Source organism: Pandoraea commovens (genome assembly GCF_024704525.1).
Lineage (GTDB): Bacteria > Pseudomonadota > Gammaproteobacteria > Burkholderiales > Burkholderiaceae > Pandoraea > Pandoraea commovens.
Map to the genome: position 1 here is coordinate 5,291,605 of NZ_CP102780.1, position 19,252 is coordinate 5,310,856.

Sequence of the window (19,252 nt, forward strand, 5' to 3'; positions counted from 1 at the left end):
GGCATTTCGTGCAGGTGTCTTGCATTCGGTGCCCAATTGAGCGCCCACTCGCGTTGCAACCCGACAGATTCCCGCATTAGAATGTCGCCATTACGCTGAAAAGCGCCAACTTTTGGGCCAACGCGCTTGATCCTGTACGAATATCCGCTCAACGAACGCATTCGCACGCTGCTTCGGCTAGAAGAGCTGTTCGGGCGCTTTGCCTTTTTCGTCGGACAGGATCAGCCGCTCGATCATCACGCGGCCCTGATCACGATGTTCGAGATTGCCGACATCGCCGGTCGCACCGATCTGAAGAACGAGCTGGTCAAGGAACTCGACCGGCAACGTCAGACGCTGCAGACCTATCGCGGCAATCCCGATATCGCCTCCGACGCGCTCGAACAATTCATCGGCGAAGTCGAGCTGGCCATCGCGAACCTCAACCAGATTCCCGGCAAACCCGGCCAGCACCTGAACGACAACGAGTGGCTTGCCAGCATTCGCAGCCGTTCGGTCATTCCGGGGGGCACCTGCCGTTTCGATCTGCCGTCGTATTACGCCTGGCGTCACAACGATGCCGAGCAGCGCCGTCACGACATCGATAAGTGGATCGGCCCGCTGTTCCCGATTCGCGATGCCATCAGCATCGTGCTGGGGCTGGCGCGCGAGTCCGGCCATGCCAGCAAGGCGATGGCGCAGCAGGGCAGCTATCAGCAGATGCTCACCGGCCGCGTCTATCAACTGATGCAGGTGCGTGTCGCCGCCGACCTTCGCGTCATTCCGGAGGCCAGCGCCAACAAGTACATGCTATGGGTGCGCTTCACGACGCAGGACGGCGATCTGAAGCCGCGTCCGGTCGACAGCGACGTGCCGTTCCTGCTCACCCTCTGCAATTTGTAAGCCAATGACGAGCGTCGTGAACTGCCCGACCTGCGGCAAGAAAGTCGTCTGGAGTCCGCAAGCCAAATTCCGCCCGTTCTGCTCGGAACGCTGCAAGCAGATCGATATGGGTGCGTGGGCGGCGGAGAAGTACACCATCCCGTCCGAATCGCCGGAAGATCCCTCTCAGGAATCGCCGCTCGATCCGACACAACGCTAAGTGCTGACGGACGCGCACCGGGCGCCATAGAAAAAGCCGTTTCGACATCCATCGAAACGGCTTTTTTGCATTTCCAGGTTCAGCGGAACTGACCCGCATTCGCCTCGCCTCGCCCTCGGAGGCGTCATACATGCGTCAGGAGCGCTGCGCCAATTCTTCGGCGAGCCACGTCAGCGGCGGCAACGCAGCGGGTAGCAACGGCTCCACGCTCACCGGCGGATGCTCCCACGCGAGGGCCTGCCCTTCCTTGCCATGCGGCTCGCCCTGCCATGCCGTCACCTTGCAGAAGTGCAGACGCACATACGCATGCGGGTAGTCGTGTTCGAGGACGCGCCACGGCGCGCAGCGCTCGACCGTGACCCCCAGTTCTTCGTGCAGCTCGCGAGCGAGCGCCGCCGCCACCGACTCGCCCGCTTCGAGCTTGCCGCCCGGGAACTCCCAGTAACCGGCGTACGGCTTGCCCTCGGGACGCTGCCCAAGTAGCACCGCGCCATCCGGGCGCACCATGACGCCAACGGCCACTTCCGTGACCGGACGCCCGTCCGGCGCCGTTCGTTTCGAATCTGTCATATCGCTACGCATTGCTGAATTTCGGGATCGGGCAAACCGCGGTCCGGGGCATCCCCGGACAACGCCTTCCGCCCAATCGTTACGATGCCTGTGCCGCGCCTCGCTGCTTGCCCGCCCAATCGCGCGCAAACTGGAATGCCACACGGCCCGAGCGCGAACCGCGCTCCAATGCCCAGATCAGCGCTTCCTGACGCGCGCTTTCCGTCTGATCTGCCGGCACGCCGAAGTGTTGCAGCCAGTGGCCGACGATCGTCAGGTAGTCGTCCTGCTTGAACGGGTAGAAACTCACCCACAGGCCGAAGCGCTCGGACAGCGAGATCTTCTCTTCGATCACTTCGCCCGGATGAATCTCGCCGTCGTCGGTGTGACGATAGCTCTCGTTGTCCTTCATGTACTCCGGCAACAGGTGACGGCGGTTGGACGTCGCGTAAATCAGCACGTTGTCCGACTGCGCGGCCACTGAACCGTCGAGCGCCACCTTGAGCGCCTTGTAACCCGATTCGCCGTCTTCGAACGACAGGTCGTCGCAGAACACGACGAAGCGTTCCGGACGTTGCGAAATCAAGTCGACGATGTCGCCCAGATCGGTCAGGTCGTCCTTGTCGACTTCGATCAGACGCAGCCCTTCCGACGCGTATTGATTCAGACAAGCCTTGATCAGCGACGACTTGCCGGTGCCGCGTGCGCCGGTCAGCAGCACGTTATTGGCCGGTTCGCCACGCACGAACTGACGCGTGTTTTGCTCGATCAGCGCCTTCTGACGTTCGATGTTCTGCAGGTCGCTTAGCGTAATGGAGGAGACGTGCGCGACGGGCTGCAGAAACCCGCGGCCCTGCTTCTTGCGCCAGCGAAACGCCGTGGCGACGCTCCAGTCGATCTCAGGGGTCGCCGGGGGCAGCATTGCCTCCAGCCGGGCCAGCACGCCTTCTGCGCGCGTCAGGAACTGTTCCAGTTTGTCCATGCTTCGATATCCCCGCGCCGCTCATGGGCGCTCATGTCGATGCTTCGAGGTGTTGTCGTTTCCCTTCGCTGTGCGCCGCGGTGCTTTTGCCACCCGTCCGGCAGTCCAAACGTTGTTTCCGATGGACTCGCGTGCTTCGCTCATTCACTTCCACCGGCACATGGCCGACGCCGGTCAGGCATCGGTGCCATGCGCCGACGGCCCTCGCCTCCTGTGGGAGGCCTAGACCTTCAGGGCCGTCGCGTCGGGTCTCAGGAGCGGTAATCCGCGTTGATGCTCACGTAGTCGTGCGAGAGATCGCACGTCCACAGCGTAGCGGCCGCGTCGCCGCGACCCAGCACTACGCGTACCGTAATTTCGCTTTGCTTCATCACGCGCTGACCGTCCTCTTCGCGATAGTCAGCGTTGCGGCCACCGGCGCGCGCCACCAGCACATCGTCGAGATACAGGTCGATCTTGCTGACGTCGAGGTCATTCACGCCCGCATAGCCGATGGCGGCCAGAATACGGCCCAGATTCGGATCGGATGCGAAGAACGCGGTCTTCACCAGCGGCGAATGGCCGATGGCATAAGCGATCTGACGGCACTCGGCCACGTCACGGCCACCTTCGACCGTCACGGTGATGAACTTGGTCGCGCCTTCGCCGTCGCGCACGATCAGTTGCGCCAGCTCTTGCGAGATCGACAGCAGCGCGTCGCGCAAGGCAGCGAACGCCGGGGTGTCCGTGCTGGCGATTTCCGGCAGTTCGGTCTGGCCCGTAGCGGCCACGATGAACGAATCGTTAGTGGAGGTATCGCCGTCGATGGTGATGGCGTTGAACGAGCGGTCGGCCACGTACTTCACCAGCGCGTCGAGCACCGGTTGTGCCACACGGGCGTTCGTGCCCACGAAGCCGAGCATGGTGGCCATGTTCGGCTTGATCATGCCCGCGCCCTTGCTCACCCCCGTCATCACGATCGTCTGGCCGTCGATCACGATCTGACGCGAGGCAGCCTTCGGCAGCGTGTCGGTCGTCATGATCGATTGTGCGGCTTCGAACCAGTGCGCCGGGGCAAGATTGGCGATGGCCTGCGGCAGACCGGCGACCAGACGGTCGACCGGCAGCGGCTCGAGAATCACGCCCGTCGAGAACGGCAGGATCTGGTTGCTGGAGACCGACAGCAGCTTGGCAAGCGCGTCGCAGGTCGCGCGCGTGGCCAGCATGCCCGGCTCTCCGGTGCCCGCATTGGCGTTACCCGTATTGACGACGAGCGCGCGGATACCCGCATGGGCGGCCAGATGTTCCTTGCACACCGTCACCGGGGCGGCGCAGAAGCGATTGGTCGTGAAAACGCCCGATACCGTGCTGCCGGCAGCCAGTCGCATGACCAGCACGTCCTTGCGGTTCGGTTTGCGGATATTGGCTTCGGCCCAGCCCAGTTCGACGCCCGGAACGGCGTGCAGTTGGGAGGCTTCGATCGAGGGGAAATTGACGGCCATGGGGGTTCGCCCGCGAGAGGTAAGGGTTCAAGCACCCGCCCTGGCGATGTCGGCACGACAGCCCGCCGGGGCGGCGGTTGATCGGTGCGGCCGGTTTCGGGGCTTTGCGAACCCTCAAAAACCGGCGCTACAAATGACGCGGCGCCGATAAAGTGTCGGCGCCGCGTCGATCGTTCACATCTTAAGACAGTTTGCCGTGGCAGTGCTTGAATTTCTTGCCACTGCCGCACGGGCACGGGTCGTTGCGTCCGACCTTCGGCAGCATGTCGGCGCCAGCAGCTGCACCGGCTACGCCCGCAGCACCTGCTGCCTGGGCGAGTGCCGCGACCACCGGGCGACCGGCATCTTCGTCTACTTCGCCTTCGCCGCCCACGGTTTCGAGTTCGTCATGCTTGAACTCGATGTTCACCAGACCGCCTGCGTTGTCGTCGAGCGACTCCGTGGCTTGCTCAAGCTCTTCCTGCGACTGGATGCGCACGTTCATGATGACGCGCGTGACTTCCAGCTTGATGGTCTCGAGCAACTGCGCGAACAGTTCGAACGCTTCGCGCTTGTATTCCTGCTTCGGATTCTTCTGAGCGTAACCGCGCAGATGGATACCCTGACGCAGGTGATCCAGCGCCGCCAGATGCTCGCGCCAGTTCGAATCCACGCTTTGCAGCATGACCGAACGCTCGAAGCCCGAGAACGACTCGCGGCCGACCAGATCGACCTTCGCGGCATACGACGCTTCGGCCGCATCCATGACTTCCTTGAGGATGTCTTCGTCGTCGATCTCTTCTGCGCCTTCGATACGCGATTGCAGCGGCAGATCGAGCTGCCACTCTTCGCGCAGCGTCGTCTCCAGACCCTTCAGGTCCCACTGCTCTTCCACGGTGCCGACCGGCACGTAGTTGCGCACCAGATCCTCGAACACGCTCTGACGCATGCCTGCAATCGTTTCCGACACGTCCTGCGCTTCGAGCAGTTCGTTACGCTGCTGATAGATCACCTTACGCTGATCGTTCGCAACGTCGTCGTACTCCAGCAGTTGCTTACGCACGTCGAAGTTACGGGCTTCGACCTTGCGCTGCGCCGACTCGATCGAACGCGTGACGATACCCGCTTCGATAGCCTCGCCTTCCGGCATCTTCAGACGATCCATGATCGCGCGCACACGGTCGCCCGCGAAAATGCGCAGCAGCGGATCTTCCAGCGACAGATAGAAGCGCGACGAACCCGGATCGCCCTGACGACCCGAACGGCCGCGCAGCTGGTTGTCGATACGACGCGACTCGTGACGCTCGGTGCCGATGATGTGCAGACCGCCTGCGGTCTTCACCTGCTCGTGCAACCCTTGCCACTCGTCCTGCAACTGCTGGATGCGGGCGGCCTTGTCGGCGTCCGACAGGCTTTCGTCGGCTTCGATGAAACCGGATTGCTTCTCGACGTTGCCACCCAGCACGATGTCGGTACCGCGACCGGCCATGTTGGTCGCGATGGTGATCACGCCCGGACGGCCCGCCTGCGCCACGATCTCGGCTTCGCGCTGGTGCTGCTTGGCGTTGAGCACCTGATGCGGCAGCTTTTCACGCGTGAGCAGTTGCGAGAGGTATTCGGATGTTTCGATCGACGTCGTGCCCACCAGCACCGGCTGGCCGCGCTCGACGCAATCGCGAATGTCCTTGATGACAGCGTCGTACTTTTCCTTCGCCGTCTTGTAGATCTGATCCTGACGGTCGATCCGCTTCGGCTGACGATTCGTCGGGATCACCACCGTCTCGAGACGGTAGATTTCGTTGAATTCGAACGCTTCGGTATCCGCCGTACCCGTCATGCCCGAGAGCTTGGCGTACATGCGGAAGTAGTTCTGGAACGTGATCGAGGCGAGCGTCTGGTTCTCGTGCTGGATCTTGACGCGTTCCTTCGCTTCCACGGCCTGATGCAGGCCTTCGGACCAGCGACGACCAGCCATCAGACGGCCCGTGAATTCGTCGACGATCACGATCTCGTCGTTCTGCACCACGTAATGCTGGTCCTTGTGGAACAGCGTGTGCGCGCGCAATGCGGCGTACACGTGGTGCATGAGCGTGATGTTTTGCGGCGCGTACAGGCTGTCGCCCTCGGCGATCATGCCCCACTCGGCGAGCAATTGCTCCGCCTTCTCATGGCCGCGCTCGGTCAGGAATACCTGACGACCCTTCTCGTCGAGCGTGTAGTCGCCCGGCACTTCGACGCCCGTACCATCGGACTTCTCTTCGCCGATCTGACGCTCGAGCATCGCCGGCAGGCGATCCATCTTCACGTACAGTTCGGTGTGATCTTCAGCCTGACCGGAGATGATCAGCGGCGTGCGGGCTTCGTCGATCAGGATCGAGTCCACTTCGTCGACGATTGCGTAGTTGAGCGTACGCTGCACCCGCTGCTCGGTCTCGTAGACCATGTTGTCGCGCAGGTAGTCGAAGCCGAACTCGTTGTTCGTGCCGTACGTGATGTCGGCCGCGTAAGCACCTTGCTTCTGGTCGTGCGGCATCTGCGACAGGTTGATACCCACCGACAGACCCAGGAAGTTGTACAGACGCGCCATCCACTCGGCGTCACGCTGTGCCAGGTAGTCGTTGACGGTCACAACGTGCACGCCTTTGCCCGAAAGCGCATTCAGGTAGGCGGGCAGCGTGGCGACGAGCGTCTTGCCCTCGCCCGTGCGCATTTCGGCGATCTTGCCGTAGTGCAGCACCATGCCGCCGATCAGCTGAACGTCGAAGTGACGCATCTTGAGGACGCGCTTGCCCGCCTCGCGGCACACGGCAAAGGCTTCGACGAGCAACGAATCCACGCTCGCCCCCTGGGCGATACGTTGCTTGAATTCCTCAGTCTTGCCGCGCAGTTGCTCATCGCTCAGTTGGGCGATTTGCGGCTCGAGGGCGTTAATCGCCGTGACGGTTTTCTGGTACTGCTTGATGAGCCGCTGGTTGCGGCTGCCAAATACTTTTTTAAGAAGACCGGGAATCATCGGATCACTGGTTAGGGCGGCAAATGTCGTTCGCAATCGCGCAGTCTGTCGTCTGACGGAAAACCTTACCCCGGAGTTGTGCCCCATGAGTAACGATCCGCCCGAGCGTCTGCGCGCTGCGGGTCACCGGTGTTTGGCACGTTAGCCGCACGCCGGTTCGATACCTGTACTGAAAAATGGATTCTAGCATGCTGACGTGGCACCTCCCGAAGGCACCCAACGTCAACAAACCGGGGCTTTCAGGGGGCGGGACGAGGCGACGCCCGATGGCGGGGTAAAATATGCGGTGACTTCTGTCTCATCATATGAAACGACCCAAAGCACCTCGCGTTGCCCGCCCTCTGACCGACCTGTTATCCGCATCCGACGGTGCCGGATCGCTGCTGGTCGCCGCCGAACAACTCGGCCGTCTGGAGCGTGACGTTCACGCGCTGTTGCCCGCCGCTCTCAGCGGCAGCGTGAGGCTTGCGCCGCCGCGTGAAGGGGCGCTCGTCTTCCTGGTGAGCAATAACGCGCTGGCGGCGCGTCTGCGTCAGCAAACGCCATCGCTGATCGACGGACTGGCGACACGCGGATGGCTCATCCGCTCGATCAAGATCCGAGTGAGCATCGCCACGCCCGAGCCTCAGAAGCCCCCCAAGGAGGCCCTGCTGTCGCGTCAGGGGCTCGTGAGCCTGCGCGATCTGCGCGACGCCCTGGAGCCGTCTCCGCTGCGCGACGCGCTCGCGCGGCTCGTCGCCCGTCACTCTTACGGCGGTACGCGCAAACCCTGAACATCCCTCGCAATTGCAAACGCCGATTTAGCTCGCGCGTCAAATAAAAAAGCGCCGGATCACCGGCGCTTTCTTTTTGTTACATCCCGTCATGCAGCATGACGGTTTGCGTCGCTTACGCGAACTGTGTCTGCGGTTCGAACTGGAAGCCGCGCGGGGCGTCTTCTGCGCGCTCGAACGTGACGATTTCGTACGCTTCCTGTGCGAGAAGCTCGCGCAGCAGCTGGTTGTTCAAACCGTGGCCCGACTTGTACGCCGTGTACGACGCCAGCAGCGGGTGGCCGATCACATACAGGTCGCCGATCGCGTCGAGCATCTTGTGCTTCACGAACTCGTCATCGTAGCGCAGCCCGTCGTTGTTCAGGATGCGGTACTCGTCGAGCACAATCGCGTTGTCCATGCTGCCGCCGCGCGCAAGCCCCAGCTCACGCAGCATTTCGACTTCATGCGCGAAACCGAACGTGCGCGCACGCGCGATTTCCTTCGCGTAGGACGTCTCAGCGAAATCGACCTCAAGCGCCTGGCCCGTGCGATCCACGGCCGGGTGACGGAAGTCGATGGTGAACTTGAGTTTGAAGCCGTCGTACGGATCGAGACGGGCAAGCTTGTCGCCTTCGCGAATCTCGACCGGCTTCGTCACGCGGATGAATTTCTTGGCAGCGGCCTGCTCTTCGATGCCCGCCGACTGGATCAGGAAAACGAACGTGGCAGCGCTACCGTCCATGATCGGAATTTCTTCGGCGGTGACGTCGACGTACAGATTGTCGATGCCCAGCCCTGCGCATGCCGACATCAGGTGTTCCACGGTGGACACCCGCGCACCATCCTTCTGCAACACCGACGCAAGACGCGTGTCGCCAATCGCCATCGCCGACGCCGGAATCTCTACAGGAGGATTCAGATCGGTACGGCAGAAGACAATGCCCGTATCGGGCGGCGCCGGACGCAGTGACAGCTCGACCTTGCGACCGGAGTGCAAGCCGATGCCGACTGTCTTGGCGATGGATTTGAGAGTGCGCTGCTTAAGCATTCTATTTATTAAAACTATCAGACGCTATGGATCATAGATCGAATTATATCAGATCGGCGCCTTCATCGCTGTGCCACAAACACAACGCTTCGTTACCAAACATTCCGGATGTTGCCCCATCGGATTGTCCCTCGCCTATATCGCGAGACGAAATGACGTATTTGCGAAAATCGGCTTTTTCATCTTAGACGTCAGGCCATAGACTTGCGCGCCCATAAATTTTTCGGGGCACCCCGGCCACTGCGACGGAGGCAAGCCGCAGCGGTCGGGGGGACAGATCCGCGAGACCGGGTCAGGGATCACGAACGCTTACCCGTAACGTCCGTCATCTGTGACGCGTCGATACCTTTTGCGACTCTGGTCGTCGCAACCACAAGGCATCTCGCGCATCACAACCTTGCGGTATCGTCCTTCGGACCCGTACCGGGGCGCGCCTTCCCCACGCCACACGGCATGGTAGTTGGAGCGACGGCGAATCCTCACGACGACCTGCGTAGGTCTCGCGATTCCCAAGGTGCGGCGGCGCCAGGCACTGGCACCCGGCCCGCGCGCAACCTTGTCAGTCGGCTTGCTTGCGCAGGAAGGCCGGGATGTCGTACGTGTCGACACCCTTTTCCTGCAGCGCAGCGACATGCGAAGCGGCGGTTTCACGCGTGCTGCGCCACACGGCCGGCGTATCGAGCGCGCCGTAGTCCGTACCGGCAGCCTGACCAACATTCGGCACGTGGCCGGTCGCGATCGGCATGTTGTCGGTACCGGTCTTGAGCAGCGTCATCGGTGCTGCGACCTTCTTCGAAACAGCACGGCCCAGGCCGGTTGCCACGACGGTCACGCGCAGTGCATCGCCCATCTTGTCGTCGTAGACGGTTCCGAAAATCACGGTCGCGTCTTCGGCGGCGTAGCTCTTGATGGTGTTCATCACCTCACGCGTTTCCGACAAGCGCAGCGAACGCGATGCCGTGATGTTCACCAGCACGCCACGCGCCCCCGACAGATCCACGCCTTCGAGCAGCGGGCTTGCCACGGCTTGCTCGGCGGCCAGACGCGCACGATCGACACCGGCAACCGTCGCCGTACCCATCATCGCCTTGCCTTGCTCGCCCATCACCGTCTTCACGTCTTCAAAGTCGACGTTCACCAGACCGTCGACGTTGATGATTTCGGCGATGCCGGCCACAGCGTTGTGCAGCACGTCGTCGGCGCATTGGAAGCACTTGTCCATCTCGGCATCGTCGCCCATGACTTCGAACAGCTTGTCATTGAGCACGACGATCAGCGAGTCGACGTTGTCTTCCAGTTCCTGCGCGCCCGTCTCGGCCACACGCATACGCTTGCCGCCTTCGAACTCGAACGGCTTGGACACCACGCCGACGGTCAGAATGCCCATTTCCTTGGCGATCTGCGCCACCACCGGTGCTGCGCCCGTGCCCGTACCGCCGCCCATACCAGCGGTGATGAACACCATGTGCGCGCCACGCAGGGCGTCGGCCACGCGCTCGCGCGCTTCTTCAGCGGCGGAGCGGCCCATTTCCGGCTTCGCGCCAGCACCCAGACCGGTCTTGCCGAGCTGAATGTTTACGCTGGCCTGCGAACGGCCCAGTGCCTGAGCGTCGGTGTTCATGGCGATGAATTCCACGCCTTGCACACCACGGTTGATCATGTGCTGGACGGCATTGCCGCCAGCGCCACCAACACCCACCACCTTGATGATGGTGCCGTTGGTTTCCGTTTCCAACATTTCGAAGTTCATAGCGCCTCCAGTGAATTAAAAGCAGATCCGGTACTGCGGGTCACGTGCCGCTCGGGTAAGCCGCGCGTGTTTTCAACACCGAATCCACACCCCTCAAAAACTCTGTAAAAAGACAACTTAAAAATTGCTGAAGAACCAGTCGCGCATCCGCGTCCAGACCTGGTTCGCTTGCCCCGACTGCACGGCGACCTTGCGGCCGCGCATGCGTTGGGAACGTCCTTCGAGCAGCAGGCCCATCGCCGTGGCGTAGCGCGGGCTGCGCACCACGTCGGCCAGACCGCCTGCGTATTCCGGCACGCCGATACGCACGGGCTTGAGGAAGATGTCCTCGCCCAGCTCGACCATGCCCGGCATCATTGCCGCACCGCCGGTGAGCACGATGCCCGAGGACAGCAGTTCTTCGTATCCCGACTCGCGCACCACTTGCTGCACGAGCGAGAACAGCTCTTCGACACGCGGCTCGATCACCGCGGCCAGCGCCTGACGCGAGAGCGTGCGCGGACCGCGCTCGCCCAGCCCCGGCACTTCGATCATTTCGTCCGGATCGGCCAACGACTGCTTGGCGATACCGTGCTGAATCTTGATGTCTTCCGCATCCGGCGTCGGCGTGCGAACGGCCATCGCGATATCGCTCGTGATCTGATCGCCTGCAATCGGAATCACGGCCGTGTGACGGATCGCCCCTTCGCTGAAGATCGCGATATCGGTCGTGCCGCCGCCGATATCGATCAGCACCACACCGAGTTCCTTCTCGTCTTCCGTGAGCACCGAGATGCTCGACGCCAGCGGTTGCAGAATCAGGTCGTTCACTTCGAGGCCGCAACGGCGCACGCACTTCACGATGTTCTGTGCCGCCGACACCGCGCCGGTCACGATATGCACCTTCACTTCGAGACGGATGCCGCTCATGCCGATCGGCTCGCGCACATCTTCCTGACCGTCGATGATGAATTCCTGCGTGAGGATATGCAGCACCTGCTGATCGGTCGGGATGTTGATCGCCTTGGCCGTTTCGATGACGCGCGCCACGTCGGCCTGCGTCACTTCCTTGTCCTTGATCGCCACCATGCCGCTCGAATTGAAGCTGCGGATGTGACTACCGGCGATGCCGGTGAATACGTTGGTGATCTTGCAGTCGGCCATCAGCTCCGCTTCTTCGAGCGCACGCTGAATGGACTGCACTGTCGCCTCAATGTTCACCACCACGCCCTTTTTCAGGCCGCGCGATTCACTCTGGCCGAGGCCGATGACTTCATAGCGGCCTTCAGGGCGCAGTTCGGCCACCACCGCCACGACTTTCGACGTGCCGATATCGAGGGCGACCAACAGATCCTTGTAATCTTTGCTCATAGCGTGTGTAAGTCCTGAAGTCTCACTGGCTTCGCTTTACCGGCGCGGCAGGTTTCGCTGCCGGCTTCTGCGAATCCCGCTTTTGCACGGGTGTCGCGGCAAGCTTCTTGGCCTGTTCTTCGCTCAAGAAACGCATGCCCGCGGCACGCACTGCAAAACCGTTCGGGTACCGCAGATCGGCATACTCGATCTGATTTCCCCAGCGTGCCGCTACCTGCGGATACGCCTGTACGAAGCGTCGGCTGCGCGTGGCGAGGGTCTCGGGGGTCCGCTCCCGTCCCAGCGCCAGTTGCACGCCCCCTGCGAGCCGCACGCCCCAGGCGTAGCGATTCGACAGCGTGACCGCTTCGGGTTTCATATTCAGCGGCGCGAACCACTTCACGAAGTCGTAGTACCGCGCCGTTACATCCTTCTCGCTGCCCGGCGGCCCCGCGAACTCCGGCAACTTCCCGTCGTCCTCGGCTTCCGCCAGATTGGCTGCGAACAACTCGCCATCCACACTCACCAGACGGCCGTCGTTCCACGTGGCCAGCGGTTTGTACTCCTCGATCGTCACCGCGAGCTGGTTCGGCCAGACACGCCGCACGCTCGCATGACGCACCCAAGGCACTGCTTCGAACGCCGCTCGCGTGGCGTCCAGATCGATCGTGAAGAAGTTGCCCTTCAGCCGCGAGACCGCATTCGCCCGCAAGGTCGGCCCGTTGATGTGGGACACGTCCCCATCGATCTGAATCGCCTTGAGCGTGAAAACCGGCCGCTGAATCAGCCAATGACCGCCCGCCGCGAGCGCCGCCAGCACGACGAGCGCGACGAGCACACTCGCAATGGCGTTGAGCAGGCGTACGTTGTGCCACATGGCGATTTGCTTTCCGTATCAGGGCGTTCTTCAACGCGTTCAATGTCTTACTCAGGTTTCCACTGCGCGTTCGGATGCAGATCGAGCGTCGCAGTTGCCAGAATTTCAACCACCAGGTCTTCGTACGACAGGCCCGCCGCGCGCGCCGAAATCGGCACCAGCGAGTGGCCGGTCATGCCCGGCGACGTATTGATCTCCAACAGGTACGGCTTGTTATCGCGCTTGCGCAGCATCACGTCGGCACGGGCCCAGCCACGGCAGCCGAGCACGAGGTAGGCGCGCAACACGAGGCGCTGCACCTCCTCTTGCAAGGACACCGACAACGGCGGCGGGCATTCGTAGCGCGTGTCGTCCTTGAAGTACTTGTTCTGGTAGTCGTAGTTCGCGTCCGGCGCGACGATGCGGATGACCGGCAGCGAGCGGGCGGCATTCGCGCCCTTCGTGCCCACGCCAAGCACCGGCACGGTCAGCTCGTCGCCGTCGATGAACTCTTCGGCGAGCACGTCCGGATCGAGCGCTACCGCCTTCTCGAACGCGGCCTTCAGCTGCGAGGCTTCCGTGACCTTCGTCAGACCGATGGTCGAGCCTTCGCGCGACGGCTTGACGATGAGCGGCAATCCGAGATCGCGCGCGACGGCATCGAAGTCGGTATCCGCATTCAGCATCGTGAAGCGCGGCGTCGGCAGCCCTTCGTTGATCCAGATGCGCTTGGTCATTTCCTTGTCCATCGCCAGCGCGGAAGCCAACACGCCACTGCCGGTGTACGGAATGCCCAGATGCTCCAGCGCGCCTTGCAGCGTGCCGTCTTCTCCATAGCGGCCATGCAGCGCGATGAACACGCGGTCGAACTTCTGCGCGGCGAGCGCGGCGAGATCGTTCATGCCCGTATCGAACGCATGCGCATCGACGCCGCGCGAGCGCAGCGCTTCGAGTACACCATTGCCCGAAATCAGCGAGATCTGACGCTCGGCCGAGCGCCCGCCCATCAGGACGCCAACCTTGCCGAAACGTTTCGGATCGAAAGCACTCACGTCAAACTCCTTGCTGAACTTGCAACTTGCCGGGCACCGCGCCGATGGAGCCGGCACCCATGGTGATTACGACGTCGCCCGCACGGGCAACTTGCAGAATGGCGTCGGGCAGTTGCGCAACGTCTTCCACGAAAACCGGTTCTACCTTGCCCGCGACACGCAAAGCGCGCGCCAGCGCACGACCGTCGGCAGCCACGATGGGCGCCTCACCGGCCGAATAGACTTCGCCGAGCACGACGGCATCCGCATCCGAGAGCACTTTCACGAAGTCCTCGAAGCAGTCGCGCGTGCGCGTGTACCGATGCGGTTGGAACGCCAGCACGATGCGACGACCGGGGAACGCACCACGCGCTGCCGCCAGCGTTGCCGCCATTTCGACCGGGTGATGGCCGTAATCGTCGATCAGCGTGAACGAACCGGTGCCACTGGACTTCGGCAGCGCGATTTCGCCATATCGCTGAAAACGTCGGCCCACGCCGTTAAATTCCGCCAGTGCCTGTTGAATCGCAGCGTCCGGCACTTCGAGTTCGGTCGCAATCGCAATCGCCGCCAGCGCATTGCGCACGTTGTGCTCGCCCGGAAGATTGAGCGTGATGTCGAGCGGCGCTGCGCCTGCACCGAACTTACGCAGCACGGTGAAACGCATCTGCCCGCCGTCTGCACGCACATCGATGGCGCGCACCTGCGCGTCGTCCGACAGGCCATAGCGCACGATCGGCTTCGACACGAACGGCAGAATCTCGCGCACGTTCGGATCGTCGACGCACAGCACGGCGATGCCGTAGAACGGCAGACGCTGCGTGAAGGCGACGAAGGATTGCTTCAGACGGGCGAAGTCATGCCCGTACGTATCCATGTGATCGGCATCGATGTTGGTGATGACTTCGATGACCGGATTCAGATTCAGGAACGAGGCGTCCGATTCGTCGGCCTCGACCACGATGAAATCGCCCGTGCCAAGTTTCGCGTTCGCACCGGCGCTGTTCAGTCGGCCGCCGATCACGAACGTCGGATCGAGTCCACCCTGCGCAAGTACGCTGGCGACGAGACTCGTCGTGGTCGTCTTGCCGTGCGTACCGGCAATGGCGACGCCCTGCTTCAGGCGCATGAGTTCCGCGAGCATCAGCGCGCGCGGCACGATCGGAATCTGACGTGCACGGCCTGCGAGCACTTCCGGGTTGTCCGCCGTGATGGCGGTGGAGACGACGATGGCGTCGGCCCCTTCGATATGTTCGGCAGCATGGCCGCGTGCAATGCGCGCGCCAAGACCGGCGAGACGCTGCGTGACCGCGTTGTCGCCGAGATCGGAGCCGCTCACCTGATAACCCAGGTTAAGCAACACCTCGGCAATGCCGCTCATGCCCGAGCCGCCAATGCCGACGAAGTGAATATGTTTGACGATGTGTTTCATTTCAATCCTTGGCCAGAGCCGCGCACACGCGCGCCACTTGTTCGGTGGCGTCCGGCTTGGCGAGCGCCCTGGCTTTCTCTCCCATCGCGAGCAGCGATTCGCGCGTCTGACGGCGCAGCCACTCGGCCAGGGTCTCGACCGACAGCTCGCGCTGATCGATCAGCGTTGCCGCGCCCTTGTCGGCGAGGAAACGCGCATTCGTTGTCTGGTGGTCGTCGACTGCGTGCGGGAACGGCACGAACAGTGCCGCCACGCCCGCCGCCGCCACTTCGGCCACCGTCATCGCGCCCGCGCGGCAGATCACCAGATCCGCCTCGGCATAGGCCGCGACCATGTTGTCGATGAACGGCAGTGCTTCGACCGTCACCCCCGCTGCGGCGTAATTCGCCTGCAACGTCTGAATATGTTTCACGCCCGCCTGATGCGTGACCTGCGGACGATCTTCGCGCGGCAGCTTCGCCAGCGCCTTCGGCACGATCTCGTTGAGCACCGTCGCGCCCAGACTTCCCCCGACGACCAGAATGCGCAGCGGTCCGGTGCGCGCGTTGTAGCGCTGGGCCGGTTCGGCCATCTCGTCGAAGTCGGCGCGAATCGGGTTGCCGACCCACTCGCCGCCCGGAATCGTGTCCGGGAACGCGAGCAACACCTTGTCCGCCACGCGCGCGAGCACCTTGTTCGCCATGCCCGCCACCGAGTTCTGCTCGTGCAGCACCAGCGGACGCCCCAGCAGCGACGCCATCATCCCCGCCGGGAACGTGATGTACCCGCCCATGCCAAGCACGACGTTCGGCTTCGCGCGACGAATCGCACCGATGCTCTGCCAGAACGCGCGCAGCAGATTGAGCGGCAGCAGAAACTTGGTCATCAAGCCTTTACCGCGCAACCCACCGAACTTCACGAACTCCATCGGAATGTCGTACTTCGGCACGAGCGTCGCTTCCATGCCGGTCGGGTTGCCGAGCCAGACTACGCGCCACCCCTGCACACGCAGGAAGTTGGCGACCGCGAGCCCCGGGAAGACGTGACCGCCCGTGCCGCCGGCCATGACCAGCAGCGTGCGTGTCTTCGTCTGCGGTGCCGGCATCGCGGTAGCGCGCTCGGTCATACCTTGCCTCCCCGCATCAGCACGCGGTTTTCGTAATCCACCCGCAACAAAATCGCCACGGCGATACAGTTGAGCAAGATGCCCGAGCCGCCGTAACTGACCAGCGGCAATGTCAGCCCCTTGGTCGGCAGCAGACCCAGATTCACGCCCATGTTGATGAACGTCTGCGCAGCCAGCCACACGCCCACGCCCTTGGCGAGCAACCCGGCGAACGTGCGCTCCAGCGCCAGCGCCTGACGTCCGATTTCGAACGCGCGGCGCACCAGCCAGTAAAAGAGCAGGATGACGACCAGCACACCGACGAACCCGAACTCCTCACCGATCACCGCGAGAATGAAATCGGTGTGCGCTTCGGGCAGGTAGTGCAATTTTTCGATGCTGCCGCCCAGTCCCACGCCGGTCCATTCGCCGCGTCCGAACGCGATGAGCGAGTGCGTCAGCTGATAAGCCTTGCCGAGGGCGTAGTCTTCGCGCCACGGATCGAGGTACGCAAAGATCCGCTCGCGACGCCACGGCGACAACCAGATCAGCATCGCGAACGTGCCGACCGCCGTGAGCGCCAGCCCCCCGAACAAGCGTCCGTTCACGCCGCCGAGGAACAGAATGCCCATGGCGATGGCCGCGACCACCATGAACGCGCCCATGTCCGGCTCGAGCAGCAGCAACATGCCGACGAACACGACCGCAATCCCCATCGGCAGGAAGCCCTTACCGAAGCTCTGCATGAACTCCTGCTTACGCACGGTGTAGTTCGCGGCGTACAGCGTGACGGCGAGCTTCATGATTTCGGACGGCTGAAGGTTCAGCACGCCAAACGGAATCCAGCGCTTCGACCCGTTCACGCCCTTGCCCACGTGCGGGATCAGCACGATGATCAGCAACAGCAGCGCCAGCAGGAAGAGCTTCGGCGCGAGCTTGTCCATCGTCTTGACCGGAATCCGGAAGGTGATGACCGCCGCGACCAGCCCGATCGTGAGCGACACGATGTGACGTCCGAGGAAGTGGAACGTCGAATAGCCGTTGTACTTCGGCGAGTCCGGCAACGCGACAGACGCCGAATAGACCATGATCAGACCGAGCGACAGCAGGGAGATCACCACCCACACGAGCGCGTGATCGTATTCGAGCATGCGCGAGCGCGTCGGCTTGATACCACTGAGTGTGCGGTTGGCCGCCGTGGTCGCAGCACCCGGCGCGTTGGCCGTGCCCGCGCCGGCGAAACCGGCCTGGCGCTTCTTGCTGAAGAACGACTTGATACGGTTCATAGCATCACCCCCGCGTCGGCGGCCAGATCAACCACGGTGTCGCGAAACACGTTTGCGCGATGCTCGTAGTTGCGGAACATGTCGAAGCTCGCGCAGGCCGGCGAGAGCAGCACGGCATCGCCGGGCTGCGCCAGACGGGCGGCTTCGCGTGTGGCGTCTTCCAGCGTCGCGGCGTCGATCAGATCGACGCCGGTGTCCGTGAGCGCTTCGCGCAGCAGCGGCGCGTCGCGACCGATCAGCAGAACCGCGCGCGCGTGATGCGCGACCGGATTGGCCAGCGGCGAGAAGTCCTGCCCCTTGCCGTCGCCGCCGAGAATCAGGAGCAGCTTCTTTTCGAGCCCCGTAATCGCCGCGACCGTCGCGCCGACGTTGGTGCCCTTGCTGTCGTCGTAGAACTCGACTTCGTTGATCGTAGCGACGAGCTGAACACGATGCGGCTCGCCCGGATACTCGCGCAGGCCGTGCAGCAGCTTGGCCAGCGGCAGATCGATCGCGCGCGCGAGTGCGAGCGCCGCCAGGGCGTTCGCCGCGTTGTGCTGACCGCGGATGCGCAACGCGTCAGCTGGCATCAGGCGTTTGCCCAGCACCTCGACGGTCGCTTCCGGCGTGCCGGCCTTACGACGCTTGGGCGCGGGCGGCGCGTCGTCGCGCGTGTAACCCTCGACCAGCCACCACATGCCGCCTTCCATCTCCAGACCGAAGTCGCCCACGGCGTCGGGCTTGCCCGTGCCGAAGGTCACCACGTTGGCTTCTGGCGACGCGAAGGCGATCACACGGGCGTCGTCGCGATTGAGCACGCGCACGGTGTTCTCACCGAAGATGCGTGCTTTGGCCCTGGCGTAGGCGTCCATATCGCCGTGCCAGTCCAGATGGTCTTGCGTGATATTGAGAACGGCCGCCGCATCGGGGGCGAGCGAATGCGTCGTCTCCAACTGGAAGCTGGAGAGTTCGAGGACCCAGACGTCGGGGAGCGTGGCGTCGGCGATGCACTCGCTCAGACGGTCGAGCGCCGACGGGCTGATGTTGCCCGCCACCGCCGTACGCTTGCCTGCGCGGCGGCACAGCAACCCGGTGAGACTCGTCGTCGTGGTCTTGCCGTTCGTGCCGGTAATCGCGAGCACCTTCGGCGCGTAACCGCTCGTCGACTGCATGTGACGCAAGGCCTGCGCGAAGAACTCGATTTCGCCCCACACCGGAACGCCGCGCTCGGCCGCCTCGGCCAGCAGCGCCGTCATGTCTTCGCCGAGCGGCGAGAGGCCCGGGCTGATGCCGATAAGTTCGATGTCGTCGAGCAACGCGTCGATCTGACCGGCGAATGCGCCGCCCACGAATTCGGCTTGCGGCGCGTCGATGCGCAGGGTCGCCACGTTCGGCGGTGTCTCCGACGACGCAAAGCGCGTGTCGGCTGCACGCACTCGGCAGCCGTAACGCGCGCACCAACGCGCCATCGCCAGGCCGGACTCTCCCAGACCCAGGATCAGGACACGCGGTTGCCAGGATTCACCAAACTTCTCGCCGAACACGTCGCTCTTTCCTTTATCGATTCAAACAACCTACGAATGCATCGCTTCAACGACACCGATCTACTGCTATCGG

General features: G+C 63.0%; 16 protein-coding genes. 3 read left to right on the plus strand and 13 right to left on the minus strand.

The window, feature by feature from the left end; all coding sequences use genetic code 11:
- The first annotated feature begins 126 nt into the window (after window positions 1-126).
- The gene (gene zapD, locus NTU39_RS23850) at window positions 127-882 is read left to right on the plus strand and encodes a cell division protein ZapD (protein WP_039393327.1); all 756 of its coding nucleotides are present in this window, start codon (window positions 127-129) and stop codon (window positions 880-882) included.
- A gap of 4 nt (window positions 883-886) precedes the next feature.
- The gene (yacG, locus tag NTU39_RS23855) at window positions 887-1,081 is read left to right on the plus strand and encodes a DNA gyrase inhibitor YacG (protein ID WP_150666590.1); all 195 of its coding nucleotides are present in this window, start codon (window positions 887-889) and stop codon (window positions 1,079-1,081) included.
- A 135-nt stretch (window positions 1,082-1,216) separates the two neighbouring features.
- On the opposite strand, the gene NTU39_RS23860 is transcribed toward yacG, so the two are convergent.
- From NTU39_RS23860 to secA, 4 genes are all read right to left on the minus strand, one after another.
- A complete protein-coding gene (locus NTU39_RS23860) occupies window positions 1,217-1,651 on the minus strand; it encodes an NUDIX domain-containing protein (protein ID WP_373275334.1) in 435 nt (144 codons plus the stop codon).
- Window positions 1,652-1,730: 79 nt separating this feature from the next.
- On the minus strand, window positions 1,731-2,612 hold the full coding sequence (locus NTU39_RS23865) for an ATP-binding protein (RefSeq protein WP_046289863.1): 882 nt from the start codon (window positions 2,610-2,612) through the stop codon (window positions 1,731-1,733).
- Between the two features lie 251 nt (window positions 2,613-2,863).
- Window positions 2,864-4,093 carry a bifunctional glutamate N-acetyltransferase/amino-acid acetyltransferase ArgJ gene (argJ, locus tag NTU39_RS23870; protein ID WP_039393336.1) on the minus strand — a complete coding sequence of 410 codons (1,230 nt, stop codon included), beginning with the start codon at window positions 4,091-4,093 and terminating at the stop codon, window positions 2,864-2,866.
- Window positions 4,094-4,274: 181 nt separating this feature from the next.
- Window positions 4,275-7,085, minus strand: coding sequence for a preprotein translocase subunit SecA (gene secA / locus NTU39_RS23875; RefSeq protein ID WP_150666592.1), 2,811 nt, complete (start codon window positions 7,083-7,085; stop codon window positions 4,275-4,277).
- A 305-nt stretch (window positions 7,086-7,390) separates the two neighbouring features.
- Here secA and NTU39_RS23880 point away from each other — a divergent pair, with 305 nt between their 5' ends.
- Window positions 7,391-7,858 (plus strand): DciA family protein, encoded by a 468-nt coding sequence (locus NTU39_RS23880; RefSeq protein WP_150666593.1) that lies wholly within the window; start codon window positions 7,391-7,393, stop codon window positions 7,856-7,858.
- Between the two features lie 115 nt (window positions 7,859-7,973).
- Here the strand turns inward: NTU39_RS23880 and lpxC are convergent, their stop codons facing one another.
- The 9 genes from lpxC to murD all read right to left on the minus strand — a co-directional run bounded on the left by lpxC (window position 7,974) and on the right by murD (window position 19,179).
- Window positions 7,974-8,888 carry a UDP-3-O-acyl-N-acetylglucosamine deacetylase gene (lpxC, locus tag NTU39_RS23885; protein WP_150666594.1) on the minus strand — a complete coding sequence of 305 codons (915 nt, stop codon included), beginning with the start codon at window positions 8,886-8,888 and terminating at the stop codon, window positions 7,974-7,976.
- 559 nt (window positions 8,889-9,447) lie between these two features.
- On the minus strand, window positions 9,448-10,638 hold the full coding sequence (ftsZ, locus tag NTU39_RS23890; RefSeq protein ID WP_150666595.1) for a cell division protein FtsZ: 1,191 nt from the start codon (window positions 10,636-10,638) through the stop codon (window positions 9,448-9,450).
- Between the two features lie 117 nt (window positions 10,639-10,755).
- On the minus strand, window positions 10,756-11,988 hold the full coding sequence (gene ftsA, locus NTU39_RS23895; protein WP_010806905.1) for a cell division protein FtsA: 1,233 nt from the start codon (window positions 11,986-11,988) through the stop codon (window positions 10,756-10,758).
- A 22-nt stretch (window positions 11,989-12,010) separates the two neighbouring features.
- A complete protein-coding gene (locus tag NTU39_RS23900) occupies window positions 12,011-12,844 on the minus strand; it encodes a cell division protein FtsQ/DivIB (RefSeq protein ID WP_150666596.1) in 834 nt (277 codons plus the stop codon).
- A 47-nt stretch (window positions 12,845-12,891) separates the two neighbouring features.
- The gene (locus tag NTU39_RS23905) at window positions 12,892-13,830 is read right to left on the minus strand and encodes a D-alanine--D-alanine ligase (RefSeq protein ID WP_246184767.1); all 939 of its coding nucleotides are present in this window, start codon (window positions 13,828-13,830) and stop codon (window positions 12,892-12,894) included.
- Between the two features lie 46 nt (window positions 13,831-13,876).
- Window positions 13,877-15,286, minus strand: coding sequence for a UDP-N-acetylmuramate--L-alanine ligase (gene murC, locus NTU39_RS23910; protein ID WP_150575877.1), 1,410 nt, complete (start codon window positions 15,284-15,286; stop codon window positions 13,877-13,879).
- A gap of 1 nt (window position 15,287) precedes the next feature.
- The gene (gene murG / locus NTU39_RS23915) at window positions 15,288-16,391 is read right to left on the minus strand and encodes an undecaprenyldiphospho-muramoylpentapeptide beta-N-acetylglucosaminyltransferase (protein ID WP_257958732.1); all 1,104 of its coding nucleotides are present in this window, start codon (window positions 16,389-16,391) and stop codon (window positions 15,288-15,290) included.
- A complete protein-coding gene (ftsW, locus tag NTU39_RS23920; protein ID WP_150666599.1) occupies window positions 16,388-17,656 on the minus strand; it encodes a putative lipid II flippase FtsW in 1,269 nt (422 codons plus the stop codon). The genes murG and ftsW overlap by 4 nt, the downstream gene beginning before the upstream one ends.
- Window positions 17,653-19,179 carry a UDP-N-acetylmuramoyl-L-alanine--D-glutamate ligase gene (murD, locus tag NTU39_RS23925; protein WP_150666600.1) on the minus strand — a complete coding sequence of 509 codons (1,527 nt, stop codon included), beginning with the start codon at window positions 19,177-19,179 and terminating at the stop codon, window positions 17,653-17,655. The genes ftsW and murD overlap by 4 nt, the downstream gene beginning before the upstream one ends.
- Window positions 19,180-19,252: the final 73 nt, after the last annotated feature.